The organism is Amycolatopsis sp. NPDC114503 (assembly GCF_055633655.1).
In genome coordinates, this window is record NZ_JBVKDT010000019.1 from 74,401 (window position 1) to 93,270 (window position 18,870).

The 18,870-nt window shown below is 69.8% G+C and carries 19 protein-coding genes; 9 read left to right on the plus strand and 10 right to left on the minus strand.

What is annotated here, in order from left to right:
- Window positions 1–113: 113 nt before the first annotated feature.
- The 3 genes from ACZ7OI_RS45465 to ACZ7OI_RS45475 are packed head-to-tail and all read right to left on the minus strand — an operon-like array spanning window position 114 to window position 3,210.
- A complete protein-coding gene (locus tag ACZ7OI_RS45465) occupies window positions 114–611 on the minus strand; it encodes a methylated-DNA--[protein]-cysteine S-methyltransferase (protein ID WP_470270320.1) in 498 nt (165 codons plus the stop codon).
- Window positions 608–2,086, minus strand: coding sequence for an AlkA N-terminal domain-containing protein (locus ACZ7OI_RS45470; RefSeq protein WP_470270321.1), 1,479 nt, complete (start codon window positions 2,084–2,086; stop codon window positions 608–610). Before ACZ7OI_RS45470 ends, ACZ7OI_RS45465 begins: the two co-directional genes overlap by 4 nt.
- A gap of 50 nt (window positions 2,087–2,136) precedes the next feature.
- A complete protein-coding gene (locus tag ACZ7OI_RS45475; protein ID WP_470270322.1) occupies window positions 2,137–3,210 on the minus strand; it encodes a VanZ family protein in 1,074 nt (357 codons plus the stop codon).
- Window positions 3,211–3,281: 71 nt separating this feature from the next.
- Here ACZ7OI_RS45475 and ACZ7OI_RS45480 point away from each other — a divergent pair, with 71 nt between their 5' ends.
- The gene (locus ACZ7OI_RS45480; RefSeq protein ID WP_470270323.1) at window positions 3,282–3,701 is read left to right on the plus strand and encodes a DUF5709 domain-containing protein; all 420 of its coding nucleotides are present in this window, start codon (window positions 3,282–3,284) and stop codon (window positions 3,699–3,701) included.
- Window positions 3,702–3,801: 100 nt separating this feature from the next.
- On the opposite strand, the gene ACZ7OI_RS45485 is transcribed toward ACZ7OI_RS45480, so the two are convergent.
- Window positions 3,802–4,686, minus strand: a complete 885-nt coding sequence (locus ACZ7OI_RS45485; RefSeq protein ID WP_470270324.1) for a DUF3800 domain-containing protein — start codon at window positions 4,684–4,686, stop codon at window positions 3,802–3,804.
- Window positions 4,687–4,814: 128 nt separating this feature from the next.
- Between ACZ7OI_RS45485 and ACZ7OI_RS45490 the strand changes: the two genes are divergently transcribed.
- From ACZ7OI_RS45490 to ACZ7OI_RS45500, 3 genes are all read left to right on the plus strand, one after another.
- Window positions 4,815–5,057 (plus strand): hypothetical protein, encoded by a 243-nt coding sequence (locus ACZ7OI_RS45490; protein WP_470270325.1) that lies wholly within the window; start codon window positions 4,815–4,817, stop codon window positions 5,055–5,057.
- A 925-nt stretch (window positions 5,058–5,982) separates the two neighbouring features.
- Window positions 5,983–6,522, plus strand: a complete 540-nt coding sequence (locus tag ACZ7OI_RS45495; RefSeq protein ID WP_037810598.1) for a sigma-70 family RNA polymerase sigma factor — start codon at window positions 5,983–5,985, stop codon at window positions 6,520–6,522.
- Window positions 6,519–7,238 (plus strand): anti-sigma factor family protein, encoded by a 720-nt coding sequence (locus ACZ7OI_RS45500; protein ID WP_470270326.1) that lies wholly within the window; start codon window positions 6,519–6,521, stop codon window positions 7,236–7,238. Before ACZ7OI_RS45495 ends, ACZ7OI_RS45500 begins: the two co-directional genes overlap by 4 nt.
- Window positions 7,239–7,261: 23 nt before the next feature.
- Here the strand turns inward: ACZ7OI_RS45500 and ACZ7OI_RS45505 are convergent, their stop codons facing one another.
- A complete protein-coding gene (locus ACZ7OI_RS45505) occupies window positions 7,262–7,945 on the minus strand; it encodes an alpha/beta hydrolase family protein (protein WP_470270327.1) in 684 nt (227 codons plus the stop codon).
- 4 nt (window positions 7,946–7,949) lie between these two features.
- Window positions 7,950–9,380, minus strand: coding sequence for an FGGY-family carbohydrate kinase (locus ACZ7OI_RS45510; RefSeq protein WP_470270328.1), 1,431 nt, complete (start codon window positions 9,378–9,380; stop codon window positions 7,950–7,952).
- 36 nt (window positions 9,381–9,416) lie between these two features.
- On the opposite strand from ACZ7OI_RS45510, the gene ACZ7OI_RS45515 reads away from it, so the two are divergent.
- Window positions 9,417–10,238, plus strand: coding sequence for a class I SAM-dependent methyltransferase (locus ACZ7OI_RS45515; RefSeq protein ID WP_470270329.1), 822 nt, complete (start codon window positions 9,417–9,419; stop codon window positions 10,236–10,238).
- A gap of 23 nt (window positions 10,239–10,261) precedes the next feature.
- The gene (locus ACZ7OI_RS45520; RefSeq protein ID WP_470270330.1) at window positions 10,262–11,071 is read left to right on the plus strand and encodes a class I SAM-dependent methyltransferase; all 810 of its coding nucleotides are present in this window, start codon (window positions 10,262–10,264) and stop codon (window positions 11,069–11,071) included.
- On the opposite strand, the gene ACZ7OI_RS45525 is transcribed toward ACZ7OI_RS45520, so the two are convergent.
- The 4 genes from ACZ7OI_RS45525 to pdxR form a co-directional block, all read right to left on the minus strand.
- Window positions 11,043–12,578 (minus strand): FAD-dependent monooxygenase, encoded by a 1,536-nt coding sequence (locus tag ACZ7OI_RS45525; RefSeq protein ID WP_470270331.1) that lies wholly within the window; start codon window positions 12,576–12,578, stop codon window positions 11,043–11,045. The two genes, ACZ7OI_RS45520 and ACZ7OI_RS45525, sit on opposite strands and share 29 nt — an antisense overlap.
- An 18-nt stretch (window positions 12,579–12,596) precedes the next feature.
- On the minus strand, window positions 12,597–13,205 hold the full coding sequence (locus ACZ7OI_RS45530) for a TetR/AcrR family transcriptional regulator (protein ID WP_470270332.1): 609 nt from the start codon (window positions 13,203–13,205) through the stop codon (window positions 12,597–12,599).
- Window positions 13,206–13,322: 117 nt separating this feature from the next.
- Window positions 13,323–13,499 (minus strand): CsbD family protein, encoded by a 177-nt coding sequence (locus ACZ7OI_RS45535; protein WP_354735180.1) that lies wholly within the window; start codon window positions 13,497–13,499, stop codon window positions 13,323–13,325.
- 188 nt (window positions 13,500–13,687) lie between these two features.
- Window positions 13,688–15,085 carry a MocR-like pyridoxine biosynthesis transcription factor PdxR gene (gene pdxR, locus ACZ7OI_RS45540; RefSeq protein ID WP_470270333.1) on the minus strand — a complete coding sequence of 466 codons (1,398 nt, stop codon included), beginning with the start codon at window positions 15,083–15,085 and terminating at the stop codon, window positions 13,688–13,690.
- 46 nt (window positions 15,086–15,131) lie between these two features.
- On the opposite strand from pdxR, the gene ACZ7OI_RS45545 reads away from it, so the two are divergent.
- The 3 genes from ACZ7OI_RS45545 to ACZ7OI_RS45555 all read left to right on the plus strand — a co-directional run bounded on the left by ACZ7OI_RS45545 (window position 15,132) and on the right by ACZ7OI_RS45555 (window position 18,859).
- On the plus strand, window positions 15,132–15,617 hold the full coding sequence (locus ACZ7OI_RS45545; RefSeq protein ID WP_470270334.1) for a carboxymuconolactone decarboxylase family protein: 486 nt from the start codon (window positions 15,132–15,134) through the stop codon (window positions 15,615–15,617).
- A 369-nt stretch (window positions 15,618–15,986) separates the two neighbouring features.
- Entirely contained in the window at window positions 15,987–17,180 is a 1,194-nt protein-coding gene (gene wecB, locus ACZ7OI_RS45550; RefSeq protein ID WP_470270335.1) for a non-hydrolyzing UDP-N-acetylglucosamine 2-epimerase, read from the plus strand.
- Entirely contained in the window at window positions 17,177–18,859 is a 1,683-nt protein-coding gene (locus ACZ7OI_RS45555) for a DUF2334 domain-containing protein (protein ID WP_470270336.1), read from the plus strand. The genes wecB and ACZ7OI_RS45555 overlap by 4 nt, the downstream gene beginning before the upstream one ends.
- Window positions 18,860–18,870: the final 11 nt, after the last annotated feature.

The following is an 18,870-nucleotide window of genomic DNA, read 5'->3' on the forward strand; positions in this document are numbered from 1 at the left end:
CCGAGCCGAGCCGAGCCGAGCCGAGCCGAGCCGAGCCGAGCCGAGCCGAGCCGAGCCGAGCCGAGCCGAGCCGAGCCGAGCCGAGCCGAGCCGAGTTATCCACTAACCCGCACTCACCCCGCCACCACCAGCCCACCCCGCTCCAACTCCAGCTCCAGCAACCTCCGCTTGCACTCCACCCCAGCCGCGTAGCCGGTCAGCGATCCGTCGCTGCCCAGCACCCGGTGGCACGGCACCACGATGCCGATGGGGTTCCGGCCGTTCGCCAGGCCGACCGCGCGGGACGCCGTCGGGCGGCCGATCGATTCCGCCAGCTCTCGGTAGGTCGTCGTCTCGCCGTACGGGATCTGCAGGAGCGCCCGCCACACCGTCTCTTGGAAAGGAGTGCCACTGAAAGCTAACGGAAGGTCGAACTCGACCCGGTCACCGGCGAAGTATTCGTTCAGCTGACGCGTCGCCGCGACGAACGGGCGGCCGTCACGGTCGCCGAAGGCGGCGCGTGGCGGGCGGTACTGCTCGTCGCCGATGTACAGGCCGGCCAGGCCGCCGTCGCGGGCCATGAGGGTCAGCGGGCCTTCGGGACTGTCGATGACGGTGTGCACCACGGTCATGCCGACACCGCGGGAATCCGGTTGATCGGATGGTCGCCGGTCGCCCAGAGATGCTGGACCGCGTACGCGCGCCACGGCTGCCACCGGCTGGCGTGCGCGATCAAAGCAGCTGGACTCGTTGGCAGGCCTAGGGTTTCGGCGGCGATCTTCACACCCAGGTCGGTCGCGACGAAAGCGTCCGGATCGCCGAGGGCGCGCATGGCGATGCTCTCCACCGTCCACGGGCCGAAACCCGGCAGCGCGGCCAGTTGCGCGCGGGCGTGGATCCAATCGCCGCCTGCGGTCAGGTCGACGTCCCCGGAGACCAGAGCCGACACCAGGCCCAGCAGGGTCGCGCGGCGGGACTTCGGCATCGCCAGCGTTTCCGGGTCCAGCTCCGCCAGCGACTCGGGCGACGGGAACAGGTGCGTCAGGCCGCCTTCGCGGTCCTCGATCGGGGTGCCGTGCGCCAGGACCAGCCGTGCGGCGTGGGTACGGGCGGCGGCGGTCGAGACCTGCTGGCCGAGGACGGCCCGCACGGCGAACTCGGCTGAGTCGGTCGTGCGCGGGACACGCCTGCCCGGCGCGGCGGCGACCAGGGGCGCGAGAGTCGGATCCAAGGCGAGCTGCTCGTCGACCGCCACCGGGTCGGCGTCCAGGTCCAGCAGCCAGCGGCAGCGGCTGATCGCGGCGGCCAGGTCACGCAGGTCGGTGAGGCTCAGGCGGCACGCGACGTGGTCCGGCTCCGGGCGGAGCGACACCACACCGTGGCCGTGCGGCAGTCGGAGCGTGCGGCGGTAAGCGCCGTCGCGCCATTCCTCGACGCCTGGGACCGCGGTGGCGATCAGGTGCCCGAACAGGTTGTCCGGGCACAGCGGCCGACGGAACGGGAGCCGCAGCGACAGGACGCCTGGCGACTTGGTCCGCTTTCCGCCGCGTACGCGCGCCCGCAGTTCGCTCGGCGTCAGCGCGAAGACTGCCCGCACGGTTTCGTTGAACGTCCGGATGCTGGAGAACCCCGCCGCGTGCGCGATATCGCTCATCGGCATCGTGGTGGTTTCGATCAGCAGCCGGGCGGTCTCGGCACGCTGGGCCCGGGCGAGCGCGAGCGGCCCCGCGCCGAGTTCGGCCTGCACCTGGCGTTCGATCTGCCGCACGCTGTACCCCAACCGCGCGGCGAGGCCCTGCACGCCTTCCCGGTCGACGACCCCGTCGCCGATCAGGCGCATCGCGCGCGCCACGACGTCGGCGCGTTCGTTCCACAGCGGCGAACCGGGCGACGCGTCGGGCCGGCAGCGTTTGCAGGCGCGGAATCCGGCGGCCTGCGCGGCGGCCGCGCTCGGGTAGAAGCGCATGTTCTCGACCTTGGGCGGCACTACCGGACAACTCGGTCGGCAGTAGATCCGCGTGGTCAGCACCGCGGTGAAGAACCACCCGTCGAACCGGTCGTCTTTCGACTGCACCGCGCGGATACAGCGTTCAGTGTCCTCGTACACGACGCCCAGTCTGCCCCGCCGCGCGTGTGAAACCTCGCGAAAAAACGACATCACCCTGGCGGGGCAACCGGCTCCCGGGCCGCGGCTCGCGTGTCGACGACGGACAACCGGCACACCAGCCCGGTCAGGCCCCGATGTCCGCGGGTGAAGACCATGAACACCAGATGCGCCAGCAGCCACAGCGACGTCCACCCGGAGTCCAGGCCGACCAGAATGAAGTAACCGCCCGAACCGATCAGGAACCGGACGAGCGACTGCAGCACGGACGGCCGCCGCCCGTCCGCGCGCACGACCGTCAGCATGACCGCCCGCTGACCAGGTGTCGCGCCATTGCCCACCAGCGGCACGAGCAGCAGCAGAACGGCGGTGGGCACCCACCGGCCGAGGACGTCGTCGATCAGCGTGTTGTTCTGCAGCGTGCCCTTCGTGACGTACTGCACCGCGAGCGCGATCATGCTCAGCACGACGCCCACCAGCGTGACCGAGATCAGATCGAGCACCATGCCCAGCAGCCGCCGCCGGGCGAGGACCGGACGCGGTTCGTCGGCCGGACGCAGCCGCCCCGACCGGCGCAGCACCGGCGCGAGAAGCGCGCCGACCCCCGCGCCGACGGTGTTCGACAGCAGGTCGCCGGCGTCGAACAGCCGGTACGGGCACTCCATCAGGAACCACACGCCGGTCAGCTGGGTGGTCTCGATGGCGAGCGACACGAAGAATCCGCTGACGATCGCGAACCCGATGCTCCGCCCGAACAACCGCCGCAGGAACACGCCCCACGGCACGAAGAACGCGACGTTGAACAACACCTGGCGCAGCGCCGGGTTGTCCAGCAACCCGGTGTTGAACTGCTTCATGTCTTCGAGGAACTGGAGCGGATTCCACACCGGATGCCGCAGCGATTCGTGCGCCGCGCAGTACGCCGCGTCGATGTTCGGCAGCGGCAGCAGCGTGTAGGTGACCAGCGCGAAGCAGTACACGAGGAAAGCTGGCGCGGCGATCGCGCGCAGCAGGCCGAGTTCGCCGCGTTTGCGATAGCTGACCGCCACATACGGCACCACCAAAACGAACGCCAGCCCGAATCCGGCGAATACGGCGATCAGCGTGGGACCGCTCCACTGAGTCATCGTTCCTCCACCCGGCGTGAGCGCACAGGCTAGCGGGCGGCAGTAACCTGGGCACGCGGGAAGGAGGAGCAGTGGACGACGACATCGAAGACAACGCCGACACCGGCGTGCTGGATCCCGAAGACACCCTCGAGGACGGCGACCCCTATGACGAGGGGTATTCGCCGCCGGAACGTCCACTCGCGACCCGCGACTGGGGCACCACCGCCGCCGAGGAAGCCGCCGGGGAAAGCTGGGCGGGCCGCCTGGCTCGCGAACTCCCGGACATCCGCGCGACCGACGGCGACGGCCTCGGCGACACTGAAGACACCGACGGCGAACTGGTCGACGACGAGGTAGGCGACTTCCGCGCAGGCCGCCTCGTAGCCTCCAACGCGGGCTTCGGCCCGGACACCGAGGCCGAGCTGTATGCCTCGGACATCGGCATCGACGGCGGTGCGGCGTCGGCCGAGGAAGCCGCGGTGCACGTCGTCAATCCGCGGGATTGGTGACTCCTTCGCGGGGTGGATGCTCTCGATAAGCCAGCCGGGATCCGCCGAAACAGCGGCCGGGAGCAGCGGCACGCGTGCCGCTGCGGCGGCATCCGGCTGGCTAGTCCGCCGGATCCCCGATCCAGACTGACGCCGGAAGCACATACGGCCGCAGCAGTTTGACCAGTTCCGCGTCCCCGTCGCCGTGCAGGGTTTCCTCGGTCAGCCGCCGGGCGACTCCGGCCAGGAAATCGGCGATCTGGACCCGCGGTTCGGACTTCGAGTCGACGAATCGCCACCGCGGCACCGGGTCGAGCAGTTGCGCGAGCCGGGCCGGGGTGAGGGACGGCTGCTCGTCGTGGATGACATTTTCCGGCCGCCAGAACGCGATCGTGTCGGCGAGAGCGGGCATCAACGGGTCGAGCGGCGGGATGAGGCCCGGGTTGGCGAGAAGGTCGTCGCGCAGGGCGGTCAGCTGCGGGCGGGCCGAGACCAGATCGCCGAGGACGTCCGTCTGGGCGAAGAATTCGTCCGGAGTGGTCGCGGGGAGGCGGCGGTTCGAGGTGCGCAGCAGCCCGGTGAACGAGCGCAGGAATTCGGTCCAGCGGCGGGGTCCGTGGAGGCGCGGGCCGTCTTGGTGCAGGGCACGGGCGCGAGCGTCCGGACGGTGCCGCAGGCATTCCGGGTACGGAGTCTGGTCGACGAGCAGGTCGACGATTTTGCCTGCGAGGAACAACGCCTTGTCGACGAGCAGCACGCTGGCGGCGTCGGCGAGAGGTTCGGTGAGCAGCCACTCCAACGCGGCGCGGTTCTTCGCGCGCAGGAGATGATTGGCTTTGTACTCGAGCGCGGGCGAACCGATGAGTTCCCGCAGCCGCGCAACACATTCCGCGGCGTCCGCCTGCTCCAGCCGGACGGCGGCGTGCGCGAATACCGCGGTGTTCGCGCCGATCAGGTTCACGCCCTCCGAACCGGACTCGTCGCACGCGATCGTCGGCGGCCGCACAAGGTCCGATCCTGCCAGGTCCGCGAGGCGAGGGCGACCCCATTTCTCCAGGGGACCCCTGAGGTGGATTCCCGGATGTGCCGGCGGCCCCGGACGTTTCACTATGAGGGGGACGGAGGGAGCCGGTCATGGTGCTCGTCGAGGAGGACGTACACGCACTGGACGACGTCCGGCGCGGGCTGGTGGTGGTCCGCAACGGTTTCGGCGGGGCCGCGGAATGCTACCTGTGGTCGGTCGGCGGGCGGGTCCCGCTGTGGGAAATGCAGGCGATGGACCGCCTGCGCCGTCGGGGCCTGGTGAGAATCGCCCGCCGCCGGGGAGCCCCGGCGAGCCCGGTGGTGCTGACGGACCTCGGTGCGGCCGCCGCTTGAGTCCTTTGTGGACAGATGTCCGCTTGCGTGGCACGGGCGGAAGCAGGTGACTCTGTGGTCTGGGATTGCTGCCGAGCCGCCGAGTCGGGGTGATCGGCCGTTCGCTCCCGGTCACCGCATTGTGCGAGGCGGGTCCCAGTTCGGCTGCTGACGTGATGGCTGGTCGCGGCTTCTCGAGCCGGAGATTCTGCGCGGCGGCGGGCTTCCCTCTGCGGAAGTTCGCCGAGACGCGACCGCCGCGGTTGCCAGCGGGCATTGATCAGGTTGACAGCTGTCAGTGCCGAACGTCCTTGGAGGTTGCGGCACAGTTTCGGCTGCGGTGGTTCGGAATCGCGGCGTTGCCGAGAGTCGACGCAACTCTCCACCGGCGTACCCTCCGCTCGGGAGCGAAACGGCCCAAGGTGCTTCGGGGCTGCTGGGCAGGCGGGAGCAAACGGTCCAAGGTGCCCCGGAGCCGCCGGGAGGGCGGTGTGCGCAGCGCTCCCGGCGGCTCCAGGGCGGTCGGGCGGCCGGGACGGTGATCCCAGTGCACGGCACCGGCGTGCGCCGACCTGGTGAGCAAGCCTTCCGGCTGGATCGATTTCGAACTTAGCCCAGGTCCGGGGCCCGCAGGCGGTGCGTTCCCCGATCGTGTCGGCGGAACCACGCTGGTGGGCGGGTATCGATCGGGGAAGCGGCGCCCAGCGGGGAAAGATCGTCGGGCACGGGCGGCGGCCAGGTTGGGGAGCCGCGCCGACTGGGGAAGAAGCGTCGATCGGGAGGCAGCAGGGAGGCGGCGGGGAAGCGGAGCCTCGCCCGGCGCGGAAGGAAGAACTCGCCCAGCGCGGAAGGAAGAAAACGACAGCAGCAACGGTCCGGCACCGGGCAGGAAGCAACACGCCGCCGGTGCGGGACAATCGGTCTCGATCGGGAGGATGATCGGGGCATGGCCGGGTTCAGGGCTCGTCATCGGCGGGCGGTTGCGGACGAGGCGCTGGTCCGCGCGCTTTTCGAGGAGCACGGGCGCGCGATGCTCGCCTACGCCACCCGGCTGCTCGGCGACCGCGCGGCGGCAGAGGATGTGGTGCAGGAGGCGCTCGTCCGCGCGTGGCGCAGTCCGGACAGCCTGGTCAACGGGCGCGGGTCGGTGCGCGGCTGGTTGCTGACCGTGGTGCGGAACCTCGTGATCGACCGGTTCCGGGCCAAGGAGGCGCGGCCGCAGGAGGTGGCCGAGTCGCCGTCGGGCGGGCCGGTCGAGCGGGATCATGCCGATCAGGTCGTCGACTCGATGGTGGTGCTCGCCGCGCTCGACGGGCTTTCTCCGGAGCATCGCGAGGTGCTCGAGCAGATGTATCTGCAGGGGCGGAGCGTCGCGGAGGCGGCTGAGCGGCTCGGGATTCCTCCGGGCACGGTGAAATCCCGCTCGTATTACGGGTTGCGGGCGTTGCGGGAAGAGTTCCGGCGAGCGGAAGGAGTGGCCGGATGAACACTGCCGACGAACACGTCGACCTGGCGGGATACCTGACCGGTCAGCTCGCCTCGGGCGAGCAGCGCGACGTCGAGGCGCATCTGGACGGCTGCGAGCGGTGCCGGGCCGAGGCCGCGTCCCTGCGCGAGGTGCAGAGTTTCCTCGGCGAGTTGCCGCCGGAGGCGTTGCTGGAGGGGCCGCCCGTGGGTGCGGACCTGGTGATGCAGCGGACCGTCGACCGGGTTCGCGCGGAGTCGCGCGCGCAGGTTGGGCGGGGACGCTCGATGGCGATCGTCGCCGCGGTCGTGGTGGCCGCGGTCGCGTTGGGCGTCGGGGTGATGGTGGGGCGCAGTTCGTCCGGGCCCGCAGTGGCGGTGCCGACTACGCCACCACCGACTACGCCGCCGACGACCAGCGTGGTTCCTGGCACGAAGGTCGTTTCCGGCGCGGATGCCAGCGGAAAGACCCGGCTGACCGCGAACATCGTGCCGCAGGCCGGGTGGGTGCGCGTGGACGGCTCGGTGACGGGCATTCCGGCCGGACAGAAATGCTTGCTCGTCGTTCTCGGCAAGGACGGCCAGCGCCAGGTCGCGGGCGGTTGGATGGTCTCGGAGCGGGCGGCGCGGGACGGCGCGTACCTCTACGGAACGGCGGTCGTCGACCCGGCTCAGGTGGCGGCCGTGGTTATCGAGAACACTGACGGGCATCGGTTTGTGGAGGCGGACGTCAGCTGAACCGGGAGCGGCCGACACCCCCTTCAGCTGAACCGTCGGCCGAGCCATTCGCGGACGGGCTGCCACGGCTCGTCGGCGGGGTCGATCAGCCGGAAGTGATCGACGCCGGGAAGCTCGACGTAGTCCACATCGTCTCCAGCCGCCTTCGCCGCGGCCACGTAATCGCGGCTGTGCGCCACCGGGACCCGGACGTCGGCGTCGCCTTGGACGACCAGTTGCGGGCAGCCGATCGGGACCTGCCGGATGGGCGAGGCCGCGGGGTCGTCGCCGGTCAGAAACAGTCCGGCGGCGCCTTCGCCCAGTTCCTCGGCCCGCGCGCGGGGGACGTCGGTGATCGGGGCCAGCGCGACGACACCAGAGAGCGAGCCGCCGGCCAGCAGAGCCAGGTGGCCGCCCGCGGAGTGTCCGATCGCGACTGTCGGAAGTGCGGCGGGACGTTCGACGGCGGCGATCGCGGCGAGCACGTCGTCGAGGGTTTGCGGCCAGCCGCCGGTGTCGCCGTCGACGCGCCGGTACTCCAGGTTCGCCACGTACCAGCCCGCCGCGACGAGGTCGGCCGCCATCGGGTCGAGCTGGTGCAGGTCGTGCCGGGCGCGCCACCATCCGCCGTGCAGCAGGATCACGGTGCCCCGCCCGCCCGGAGTCCCGTGGAGTTCGACGAACTGGCTGGGCTCGCTGCCGTAGCGGAGGGTTTCCATGCTGGCCATTAGATCACCATCGCGCCAGCCGTTCGTGCACTCTCGCGAGCCCTTCGTGCGCTGCGCGATACGCCTCGTACAGGCCGATTAAGTCCGTCTCGGGGGCGAAGGTTCGCTCCACGGCGACGGTCGCGGCCGCGGCGGTTTCGACGTCCGGGTATCGGCCCGCGCCGACTGCGCCGAGCAGGGCGGCTCCGAGGGCGGCGCTGTCGTGCACACGGAGGCGTTCGACGGGGCGGGACAGGACGTCTGCGTGGAGTCGGGTCCAGAGGTCGCTGCGTGCGCCGCCGCCGGAGAACGTCACCGACGGAAGGCGTTCGCCGCAGGCTTCCTCGATGGTTTCCAGTACGTGCCGCGCGGAGAACGCGACCCCCGTGAGCACAGCTCGCGACAGGTCCGCGGTGCTCGTGGACGACGTCAGGCCAAGAAAACTGCCGCGCAGGTCCGGATCCCACAGCGGCGCGCGTTCGCCTTGCAGGTGCGGGAGGAACACCACGCCGGACTGGCCCTGCGCGGCGGAAGCGAACACCTCCGGCACGGACAGTCCGGACGCTCGGCTCCACCAGCGAACCGCGTCGCCGGCGGCTTGCGTCGGTCCGGCGTGCACGACGACGTCGCCGCGCGGCGGGAAGGTGACCAGGCCGCGGACCGTTTCGTTCCGGTGCGAGGCGGCCGCGACCACCAGCGACGTCCCGCAGGTGACCATCGCACGGCCGGGTTCTGTGGTGCGGGTGCCGAAAACCGCGCCGAACGCGTCCATGGTTCCCACGACAACCGGGGCGTCGCCGAGTACGGCAGCGTGGCCGAGGGGTTCCTCGGGAGCGAGCAGTTCCGGCAGACGGTCGCCGAGTCCGTCGACGAGCGCAACGGCGTCGGGCAGGTAACCGGAAGCGTCCGCGATGCGTACGCCGGACAGCAGGTCGGTCGCGACCCTTCCGGTGAGCCGCGCGCCGATGAAGTCCTTGGGGCTCATTATCCATCGCGCGCGGGACCACAGCTCCGGTCGTTCGCGCGCGAACCACGCGGCTCGTGCACCGGCGAACGACGCATCGAGCACGATCGGTCCGCCCCAGATGCGTTTTTTGTCGTCGTCAGTGAAGCGTGCGTCGAGTTCCGCGGCGATCTCCGCGCAGCGCTGGTCCTGCCAGATCACTGCCGGGGCGAGCGGCCGCAGGTCTTCGCCGACGAGGAGATGAGTATTGACCTGGCTGACGATTCCGGCCGCGCGCACCGAACCGTTGGGAAGTCCGGAAAGGACGGTGCGCAGCGCGGTTTCCGTTGCGTGCCACCAGTCTTCCGGATCCTGTTCGGCCCAGCCGGGCCTCGGCCGCGCGATCGGATAGGGCACCGAATGCGCCGCGAGTTCCCGGCCGTCCGCCGAGAACGCCGCGACTTTCACCGCGGTCGTGCCGACGTCGATGCCGAGCAGAGCTTCTTCGTCCATGCCACAGGGGTACCAGGAATTCGCTACCGTCGGAGCATGACCTCCGCCGCGGAGAATTACCTGCGCGAGTACCACGATCGCAAACCGGACGCGATGTCCGTGCTGATCGAGTCCGGCCGGGTGACCGGGGACGGCCGGACGAGTTACGAGGTGCTGGCCGACCGCGTGGCACCCGCGCGCCGGGTGCTCGATCTCGGCTGCGGCGACGGTGCGCTGCTGGCCGTTTTCGCCCGTGGCGGTGCGGAAAAGCTCGCTGGCGTCGACCTCTCCTCGGGGCAGCTCGCGCTTGCTCGGCGACGGCCCGAGCTGGCCGGTGCGCAGCTGCGGCAAGGGCGGGCACAGGAGCTGCCGTTCGCGGACGACAGCTTCGACGCGGTCGTGTCGCATATGGCGTTCATGCTCATGGACGACCCCGAAGCGGTTGCTGCCGAGGTCGCCAGGGTGCTGGCTCCGCGCGGGGCGTTCGCGGTGGTCGTCGGCGGTCCTGAATCGACCGGCGCGGCTCCGGTGTTCCTGGAATTGGCCCGGCCGTTGTTCCGGGAGGTGCCGGAGGAACGACGGGCCACCTACACCGCCGAGAGGCGCACGTCGAACCGCGAGGGGATCGACGAGGTGCTCGCTCCGGCCGGATTCGCGCCGGTTTCCTGGGAACCGTACGAGATCGACCTGACCGCCGCACCGGAGGAGGTGTGGACGTTGTGCTGTGAATCGTATTACTCGACCGACACCCTCGACGACGCTCAGTTGTCCCGGCTGCGCGCGGCCTTTCTCGCCGAAACCGAGCAGCTGCGCACCGCGGACGGGCGGCTTCCGGCGGGGCTTTGCGTCAACCTGGCCAAAACCGAGCTGCTGAAGTGACCGTTCGCGCTACCGTCACGGGCATGATGACGCCCGCCGAAGAGTTCCTGCGCGATTTTCACGACCGGAACCCGGCAGCCGCGTCCGAATTGGCCGATCGAGGCCGCGTCGACGGACGCTCGGTGTACGAAGCCTTCGCCGACCACGTGGGCCGGCCGGGCAGCGTGCTCGACCTCGGCTGCGGGGACGGCGCGCTGCTGGCCGTGCTCGCCGGTCGCGGTACCGGAAAGCTCGCTGGCATCGACCTTTCCGCCAAACAGCTGGACGTCGCGCGCGGCCGGGCCGGTCTCGCCCACGCGGACCTCCGGCCGGGCCGCGCGCAGGAGCTGCCGTTCGAGGACGACGATTTCGACGCGGTCGTGTCGCACATGGCGTTGATGCTCATGTCCGACGTCGAGAAGGTGATCGCCGAGACCGCCCGCGTGCTGCGGCCCGGCGGTGCCTTCGTGATCGGCGTGGGCGGCGGCGGGACTGACGCCCTGGAGCTGTTCCTGAAGGTCGCCCGGCCGCTCTTCGCGGTGGTCGCCGAGGACCGGCAGATCCCGGCCTCCGGCGACCCGCGCAGCCGCACCCGCGAAGGCCTCGACGCGCTGCTCGGCCCGGCCGGGTTCGCCCCGGTCGAATGGCACCAGCTGCAGGTGGATCTGTCCGGCACTCCGGATTCGGTCTGGCAGACCTGCCACGACACCTACTATCAGGTCGACGTCCTCGACGAGACGCAGCTGATGGGGCTGCGGACTGCGTTCAGGGTGGCGTCCCGGTCGCTGGTGGCCCCGGACGGCACGCTGCCGGCCGGGGCGCTCATCAACGTGGCGACGACACGGCTGACCTGACCGGCGCGCCGAACCACTGCGTGAGAGCGGCTTGGAGTGCCTCGATGTCTGGTTCGGCGTCGGCGGAGGACCAGGCGACGTAACCGTCCGGGCGGATAAGCAGCGCGGTCGGTGCGTCTCCCGCCGCCGTGGTGGACACGGTGGTCACGCGGTCGTGCCAGGGTGCGGCCACGTCGGCGAGGACGGCACCAGGGGTCAGGTCGAGCAGCACCGGTCGCGCGGCTTGGTAGGCGGCGGTCAGCGGGCCTGGGTCGGTGAGCGGCAGGTCGGGGGCCCAGCGGCCGCTGTCCGGATCGGTGCCGTAGTGGATGTCGGCCCCGGACATCAGGTCGGCGACGTGCTGCCGCGTATCCGGAAAGGCCAGCAGTTCGGTGAAGAATTCGCGCAGCGCGGTGACTTCCGGCCCGGGTGCGACGAGCGCGCTCTGCGCCTGCGTGTGCATCACGACGCGCTCGCTCACCGGGCGGCGTTCGGCCTCGTAGCTGTCGAGCAGCCCCGGCGGAGCCCAGCCTTGGACCTCCGCGGCGAGCTTCCACCCGAGGTTCGCCGCGTCCTGCAGGCCGAGGTTCAGCCCGGGCCCGCCGAGCGCGGAGTGCACGTGGGCCGCGTCGCCGACCAGCAGCACCCGGCCTCGCCGGTAGGTTTCGGCGATTCGGGTGTTGCCGCCGGTCAGCCTGCGCAGCAGGAACGGGCCGGGGCCGGACGGCGGTTCGAGCGGCAGGTCGACGCCGAGTACCCGCTGCACGCTCGCGCGCAATTCCTCCATGGTCAGCGGATCGTCCTCGGCGAAATCCGCGGCGCCGCTGTGTTCGTTGGTCACCAGTGCCGGATTCGCCGCATCGAACGGCGCGAACACGAACAACCCGGTTTCCGTCCGGTGGTGCTGGAACGGCGGGATGACGCCGGTCTCCAGCTTCAGCCCGCCGGTCGCGGGATCGACGAAGGACTGTGGGATCCGGACGTTCGCGCTGCGGGACACCGTTTCGTCCCAGGTGACGCCGGGGAAGTCGATTCCGGCGAGCTTGCGCACCGTACTGCGTCCGCCGTCCGCGCCGACGAGGTAGTCGGCGGCGATGTCGTAGGGCCCGTCCGGTCCCCGCACCTGTACGGCCACTGAGGTTTCGTCCTGGGTGAAGCCGGTGATTTCGTGGCCGCGGCGGAGTTCGGCGCCGAGTCCGCGGACGTGCTCGATCAGGATCTGCTCGAGTTCGTGCTGCGGCTTCGGCAGGAGGTACATCGGGTTTCTGGGCAGATCGGCGAATTCGATCGGGAAAGCGCCGAAGACGAACCGAGGCGCGGGTGCCGGTTCAGGGGTTCCGGCGAGTTTCTCGAACAGCCCGCGCCGGTGCAGCAGCGGCACGACCTGGCCGACGAGACCGTTGGCGCGGCGCAGCCCGTCGGGTTCGGCGAGCCGCTCCAGGACGATGGGGCGGACTCCGGCGAGGCAGAGTTCGGCGGCGAGCATCAGGCCGTTCGGCCCGGCGCCCGCGATGGCGACGGTGGACATGGGGATCTCCTTGCGGGATCAGGGAAGCACCTCGGCGAGGGTGTCGAACGCCTGGTGCACGATGTCGGCCAGATCCGCGGGCGGGTCGGCGCGCAGCCATTCCTGGATGACTGCGCGCAGCACGCCGCCCGCGGTGGTGGCGATGAGCTGGACGCGGAGGTCGTGGGTGTCGGCGCCGAGGCGTTCCGCGACCGCTTCGGCCAATGCTTCTTCAGCCGCGACGTTGGCTTTGAGGAATTCGCCCGCCAGCGCGGGTTCCGCGACCATGACCCGGACCCCGGCTGTCCATTGTGGATCCGGTGCGCCGCCGGAAGCGGTGCCGCGGTCGGCGTTGAGCTGCATCAGCGAGGCTTCCCGCAGCGCGGTCCACAGCGGCTCCGTCGCCGGGCGCGCACGGAGGTGATCAGCGATCCCGCGAGCTCGGTCCTGGTGCCGCGCGACGATCGCTTCGGCTTTGCTGGAGAAGTAATTGTTGACTGTGCGCGGCGAAACTCCCGCCGCGCGGGCGATTTCCTCGATCGTCACGTTCGACAGACCTCGCTCGACTGTGAGCCGGACTGCCGCCCAGGAGATGTCGACCCTGGTCTCTTGGCGGCGGCGGTCTCGCAGGTTCGGGCGCTCGGTCATGCGACCACCATAGCCCACTGATTGCGTGACGCGCAAAGTTTGCGCGTCACGCAAGTTCAATGGCAGAGAAGAAGCCCGGGGCGAGGTGCCCCGGGCTTCTCGGCGACGCGCGTCCGGTCAGTCCTTGGTGCTCTTGAAGGCGTCCTTCACCTTTTCCGCAGCCTGCTTGAGGTTGCTCTTGCCCTGCTCCGCCTTGCCTTCGGCCTGCCACTGCTCGTTGTCCGTGGCGTTGCCGACGGCTTCCTTGGCGCGCCCCTTAAGTTCTTCGGCCTTGTTCTCGGCTTTGTCGTTCATCGTGGGTCCTCCCTTCTTGCCCCTCGCGATTCGGCTACCCGCTCTCCGGCGCGGCAAACCTGCGAAAACGCGGGATCGGCATCGCAGTTCGTTCGTGGGCGACAGCTGGGGCGATGTCCGAGACTTCCCTTTACCGTCGCTGTGTTCTGTTCGGCTTGATCAGGCGTCTGTCCACTCGCGACGGCTGGTTAAGGCAGCACCCGGCACAACGCGGCGAGCGCACTCGACCAGGCGCTCGCCGACGGCGTGCTGAAGCCGATCACCAGCGCGTCGCGGTCCGCGGGCGCGTCGGGATGCCGGAACGCACCGATTCCGTGCATGGCCAGCCCCTGCCACGCGGACCCTTGCACCACCGCGTCTTCCTCGCCGGAAGGGACGTCCACGAGCACCTGCAATCCGGCGGACAGCCCGGTCACCCGCGTATTCGGCGCATGCTCGGCCAATGCCGCGACGAGCTGGTCGCGTCGGCGGCGGTAGTGCAGCCGCATCGCGCGGATGTGCCGGTCGTAGCTGCCCGAGGTGAGGAACTCGGCCATCGTGAGCTGGTCGAGCACGCCGGAGTGCGGGTCGCGTTCACCCTTGATCTCGGCGGCGGCCCTGGCGATCCGCGGCGGCAGCACCATCCAGCCGAGCCGCAGCCCCGGCGCGAGCGCTTTGCTGGTGGTGCCAAGGTAAATCACGTGCTCCGGGTCGAGCCCCTGCATCGCGCCGACCGGGCTGCGGTCGTAGCGGAACTCGCCGTCGTAGTCGTCCTCCAGCACCAGTCCGCCGGTCCGGCGCGCCCAGTCCACCACCGCGGCCCGGCGGTCCGGATGCAGCGCGACGCCGGTGGGGAACTGGTGCGACGGCGTCAGCAACACCGCGCCGGCGTCGGGCAGGTCGTTGAGGCGTTCGACCGTCGCGCCGTCGGCGTCCACCAGCAGCTGCGGGGTGTCCAGGCCGACCTTGGCGAGATGCGCACGATGCACCTGCAGGCCGTACGACTCCACGGCGACCGCCGGAGTTTCTCGCTGCTTCAGTACTTCGGCGAGGACGATGAGACTGTGCGACGTACCCGTGCAGATCATGATCTGGTCCGGGTGCGCGCGTACGCCGCGAGTGCGGGCAAGGTACTCGGCGAGGGCTTCGCGCAGCTCCGGACGCCCGTACGGACCGCCGTAGCCGAACGCGTCGTCGGGCGCGACGGCCAGTGCGCGGCGCGCGGCCTTAAGCCAGTCTGCCCGGGGGAACGCCGAGAGGTCCGGTTGGCCAGGGCGCAGATCGTGCGCAATCCGGTGTCGTGACGCAGGCTTCGGCACAGTCGGCGCGGGCGCGATTTCGGCGCGCGGGGCAACTCGGGTTGCGGCGCCTTGGCGCGCGGTAAGCCAGCCTTCGGCGACGAGTTCCGCATACGCTTGCGCCACCGTGTTCCTAGCGATTCCGAGATCCGTGCCGAGTGTGCGACTGGACGGCAGTTTCGCGCCAGGGGCGAGGCGGCCGGTGCGGATGGCGTCGCGCAAGGCCTCCATCAGGCCGTCGCGCAGGCGCGGCCCGCGCAGGTCGAGGTGGAGGTCTTCACTCAGCGAACTGGCCCACTCCGCGTGCACGGAAATGGACCATAACAGAGTGCCAATCGCTCGTAGGGTCGAAACCATGACCACGACAGAACGACTTCCGGTGCGACCGCCCCGCCTCAACCTGGCGGAGCTGGCACCCGAGGCATACAAGGCGATGATCCGCTTCGACGCCGCGACCCGCCACGGCTTCGATCCGGCGCTGCGGCAGCTGGTGCTGATCCGGGCGTCGCAGCTCAACCACTGCGCTTTCTGCATCGACATGCACTCGAAGGACGCGCTGGCCGCCGGCGAAACGACCGAGCGCGTCATCCAGCTCTCCGCATGGCAGGAGTCGAAGCACTTCTACACGGCGAAGGAGGTCGCCGCGCTGGAGCTGACCGAAGCGGTCACCGTCCTCACCGACGGCTTCGTGCCCGACGAGGTCTTCGCCCGCGCCGCCGAGCACTTCGACGAGGCCGAGCTGGCCCAGCTGATCGCGACGATCACGGTGATCAACGCGTGGAACCGGTTCGCCGTCACGACGCGGATGGTGCCCGGCGAATACGTTCCGGGGAAGCACTGAGCTCGTGGTCTGGACCACTGTGTGAGCGGGATCGCGGGCAGGCCATACCGCCGGTTTGACCGCGGAATGGAAAAAGGGCATCCGGGTTGCGGGTGCCCTTTTCCGTGACCGGTGACTTAATTGGTCCGGGGTGATTACTGAGCGTGCTTGGCGTGCCTGGTGCATCCGCGGGCGACTAAGTAAGCAGCTGCTTAAATACGAGGTGAGCGGGTGTTTGGTGTCTTGCTGTCGGCCTGTGACGGCGACTACTGACGGTGAGTTTTACCCGCAAGGGTGAGGTCTATTCCGGATGCCGTAGTTAGCGTGGTCGGCGTGACCCGGGGATTGTTTCCCGGGGCGCGTCCGCTCTCGCTGAAATGGAGTTCCGTGATGACCCGGGGTGACGCACCGGCGGTCTGGCTGATCGCCGGAACCCGGCCGGAGGCGATCAAAATGGCGCCGGTCGTGCAGGAGATGCGCCGGTCCGGACGGCTCGAGCCGGTGCTCGTCGCGACCGGGCAGCATCCGGAACTGGTCGACCAGGCGCTTGCGGCGTTCTCGCTGACCCCGGACCTGCGGCTCGCTCTGAACCGGGTCGACGGCGGTCAGCCGGAGTTGTTCTCGCAGCTCGTCACCGGCCTTGACGCGCTCGCCGCGCGGCGCCCGCCCGCGGCGGTGCTCGTGCAGGGCGACACGACGTCCACTGTGGCCGGTGCGCTGGTCGCGTTCTGGCGCAAGATTCCCGTGGTGCACCTGGAAGCCGGGCTGCGCTCGTTCGACCTGCAATCGCCGTTCCCGGAGGAGCTGAACCGGCGGCTGGTCACGCAGACCGCGAGCCTGCACCTGGCCCCGACGCCGGCGGCCGCGCGGAACCTGCGTGCCGAAAGCGTCGACGACAGCGTTCTGCTGGTCACCGGAAACACTGTGGTGGACGCGATTTCCCGGGTGACTGACCGGGCAGTGTCCTTTGCCGACAGCGCGGTCGCCGACGTGGTCGAGTCGGCGACGCGGGGCGAATGCCGGCTGGTTCTGGTGACCGCGCATCGCCGGGAATCCTGGGGCGAGCCGCTGACCCGCATTCTGTCCGCTGTGGACACTCTGCTGGCGCGGCATCCGGACCTCCGCGTGTTGCTGCCGATGCACCCGAACCCGGCGGTGCAGGAGGCGGTCAGTTCGGCGCTCGCCGGGAATCCGCGCGCGGTGCTTACGTCGGCGCTGCCTTATGAACAGACCGCGGCGGCGATCGCGGCGAGTTCGCTCGTGCTGTCCGATTCCGGTGGTATTCAAGAGGAAGCGCCGACGTTCAAGGTGCCGGTGCTGGTGCTGCGGGACACGACGGAACGAATGGAAGCGGTCGACGCCGGCTGTGCGATGCTCGTCGGCACGGACGCCGAGCTCATTGTGGACACCGCGTCGAGGTTGTTGGCTGACCCGGCGCAGCGGGCGGCGATGAACGCGCGCACCAATCCGTTCGGTGACGGCCGGGCCGCTGAGCGCACTGAGCAGGCGGTGGCCTGGTTGCTCGGCCTGGCCGCTGAAGCGCCGGAGCCGTTTGTCCCGGAGTTGGCCGAGGTCGTGCGGTGAAGCAACGGTTCCCAGCGTGGTTGCGGCTCGGGATCATTGTCGTCGCGGTGGTCAGCTTGGTCGGCGGGATCGTCGTGGTGGTCTCGGACAGCGGCTCCGGTTCGGAAGCGGCGTCGCCGATTGAACCGGTTCTGCGGCAGCCGAAAATCGGCCTGGCCGGTCCTGGCGGCCGTGACGACCGGCGTACGTTGGTGCTGTTCGACGACGGGCGACGGTTGCGGCCGAGCCCGCCTGCGACGCAGGTCGCCGAGGAGGCGCAGGCCAACGCCATTCAGACGGCGAACCTGGTTTCCCGTTCCACCGCTTGGCGAATGCGGCCCGCCGCCGACTACCAGCGCGGCGAGCTGAACGAGTACCAGGCGGTCGTCTACGTCGGGACGGTTTACGACGCGCAGCTGCCGCCCGCGTTGCTGGACGACGTGAGCCGGACCCGGCTGCCGGTCGTGTGGATCGGCAGCAACATCTGGCAGCTGTTCGACCACGCGCCGACACTCGCCGGAAAATGGGGCTGGACGTGGGCTCCGTTCCGGGAGGACAAGGTCACGACGGTGTCCTATCGGGACACTGACCTGCGGCGCGATCCCAATGCGGGGATCGACGTCGTAGGAGTGCGGGTGACCTCTGCGAAGGCGAAGGTCTTGGCGCGGGCGAAGTCCGCTGATGGCGTGACGTCGCCATGGGCGGTCCACAGCGGATCTTTCACGTACCTCGCCGAAGTGCCGTACTCCTACGTCGGCTCGGGCGATCGTTATCTGGCGGCTGCCGACATTCTTCTCGGTGTGCTCGCACCGGACGCTCCGGAACGCCGCCGTGCGCTGGTGCGGATCGAGGACATCGGACCGCGGACGCCACCTGCTGAAGTTCGGGCGATCACCGACTACCTCAGCGGGCGCGGCGTGCCGTTTTCGCTGGCGGTGTATCCGTATTACGCGGATCCGCGCGGAGACGCGAACGGTGGCAAGGCGACGTTCGCGAGGCTGGTGGACAGTCCGGAACTCGTTGCGGCACTGCGAGACGCAGTCGCGCGGGGCGGGTCCTTGGTGATGCACGGCTACAGCCACCAATACGGCGAGACGGGCAACCCGTATTCGGGAACCAGTGCCGCAGACTACGAGTTCTACCGCGCGACCGTTGACCACAAGGACAATGTGCGGCTCAGCGGCCCGGTTCCGGAAGACTCGCCGGAGTGGTTCCGCGGCCGTGTCTCGACCGGTCTCGCCGAGTTCGACCGGGTCGGATTGCCGCGGCCGGACGCGTTCGAGTTCCCGCATTACGGCGGGTCCGCAGTGGACTATCAGGAGGCGGGTCGGATCTTCCCGATGCGGTACGACCGGGGAAGCTACTACGCCGGACAGTGCGACGGCGGCCAATGCGGACTGACGGACGTGTCCTATCGTGAGGTCTACGGCCAGTTCTTCCCGTATCCGGTCCGCGATGTCTACGGGACTGTCGTGGTGCCGGAGAACGTCGGCAACGTCGCTCCGGCCAAGTTCAACCAGCACGCCGCGCGCACCGCTGACGACATTCTGGCCGACGCGAAAACCCATCGCGTGGTGACCGACAGCGTCGTCAGTTTCTACTATCACCCGTTTCTCGGCATCGGCGACCTCCGGAAGGTGGTCGAGGGCATCGAGGGGCTCGGGTATCGCTTCGTGCCGCCCTCTGCCGTCGCCGCCTGAGCTTCTTCTGG

Coding starts and splice junctions, on each gene's coding strand:
- ACZ7OI_RS45465 (WP_470270320.1), bottom strand. CDS start 611: ATGACCGTGGTGCACACCGTCATCGACAGTCCCGAAGGCCCGCTGACC.
- ACZ7OI_RS45475 (WP_470270322.1), bottom strand. CDS start 3,210: ATGACTCAGTGGAGCGGTCCCACGCTGATCGCCGTATTCGCCGGATTC.
- ACZ7OI_RS45490 (WP_470270325.1), top strand. CDS start 4,815: ATGGTGCTCGTCGAGGAGGACGTACACGCACTGGACGACGTCCGGCGC.
- ACZ7OI_RS45495 (WP_037810598.1), top strand. CDS start 5,983: ATGGCCGGGTTCAGGGCTCGTCATCGGCGGGCGGTTGCGGACGAGGCG.
- ACZ7OI_RS45500 (WP_470270326.1), top strand. CDS start 6,519: ATGAACACTGCCGACGAACACGTCGACCTGGCGGGATACCTGACCGGT.
- ACZ7OI_RS45505 (WP_470270327.1), bottom strand. CDS start 7,945: ATGGCCAGCATGGAAACCCTCCGCTACGGCAGCGAGCCCAGCCAGTTC.
- ACZ7OI_RS45510 (WP_470270328.1), bottom strand. CDS start 9,380: ATGGACGAAGAAGCTCTGCTCGGCATCGACGTCGGCACGACCGCGGTG.
- ACZ7OI_RS45515 (WP_470270329.1), top strand. CDS start 9,417: ATGACCTCCGCCGCGGAGAATTACCTGCGCGAGTACCACGATCGCAAA.
- ACZ7OI_RS45520 (WP_470270330.1), top strand. CDS start 10,262: ATGATGACGCCCGCCGAAGAGTTCCTGCGCGATTTTCACGACCGGAAC.
- ACZ7OI_RS45525 (WP_470270331.1), bottom strand. CDS start 12,578: ATGTCCACCGTCGCCATCGCGGGCGCCGGGCCGAACGGCCTGATGCTC.
- ACZ7OI_RS45530 (WP_470270332.1), bottom strand. CDS start 13,205: ATGACCGAGCGCCCGAACCTGCGAGACCGCCGCCGCCAAGAGACCAGG.
- ACZ7OI_RS45535 (WP_354735180.1), bottom strand. CDS start 13,499: ATGAACGACAAAGCCGAGAACAAGGCCGAAGAACTTAAGGGGCGCGCC.
- ACZ7OI_RS45545 (WP_470270334.1), top strand. CDS start 15,132: ATGACCACGACAGAACGACTTCCGGTGCGACCGCCCCGCCTCAACCTG.
- wecB (WP_470270335.1), top strand. CDS start 15,987: ATGACCCGGGGTGACGCACCGGCGGTCTGGCTGATCGCCGGAACCCGG.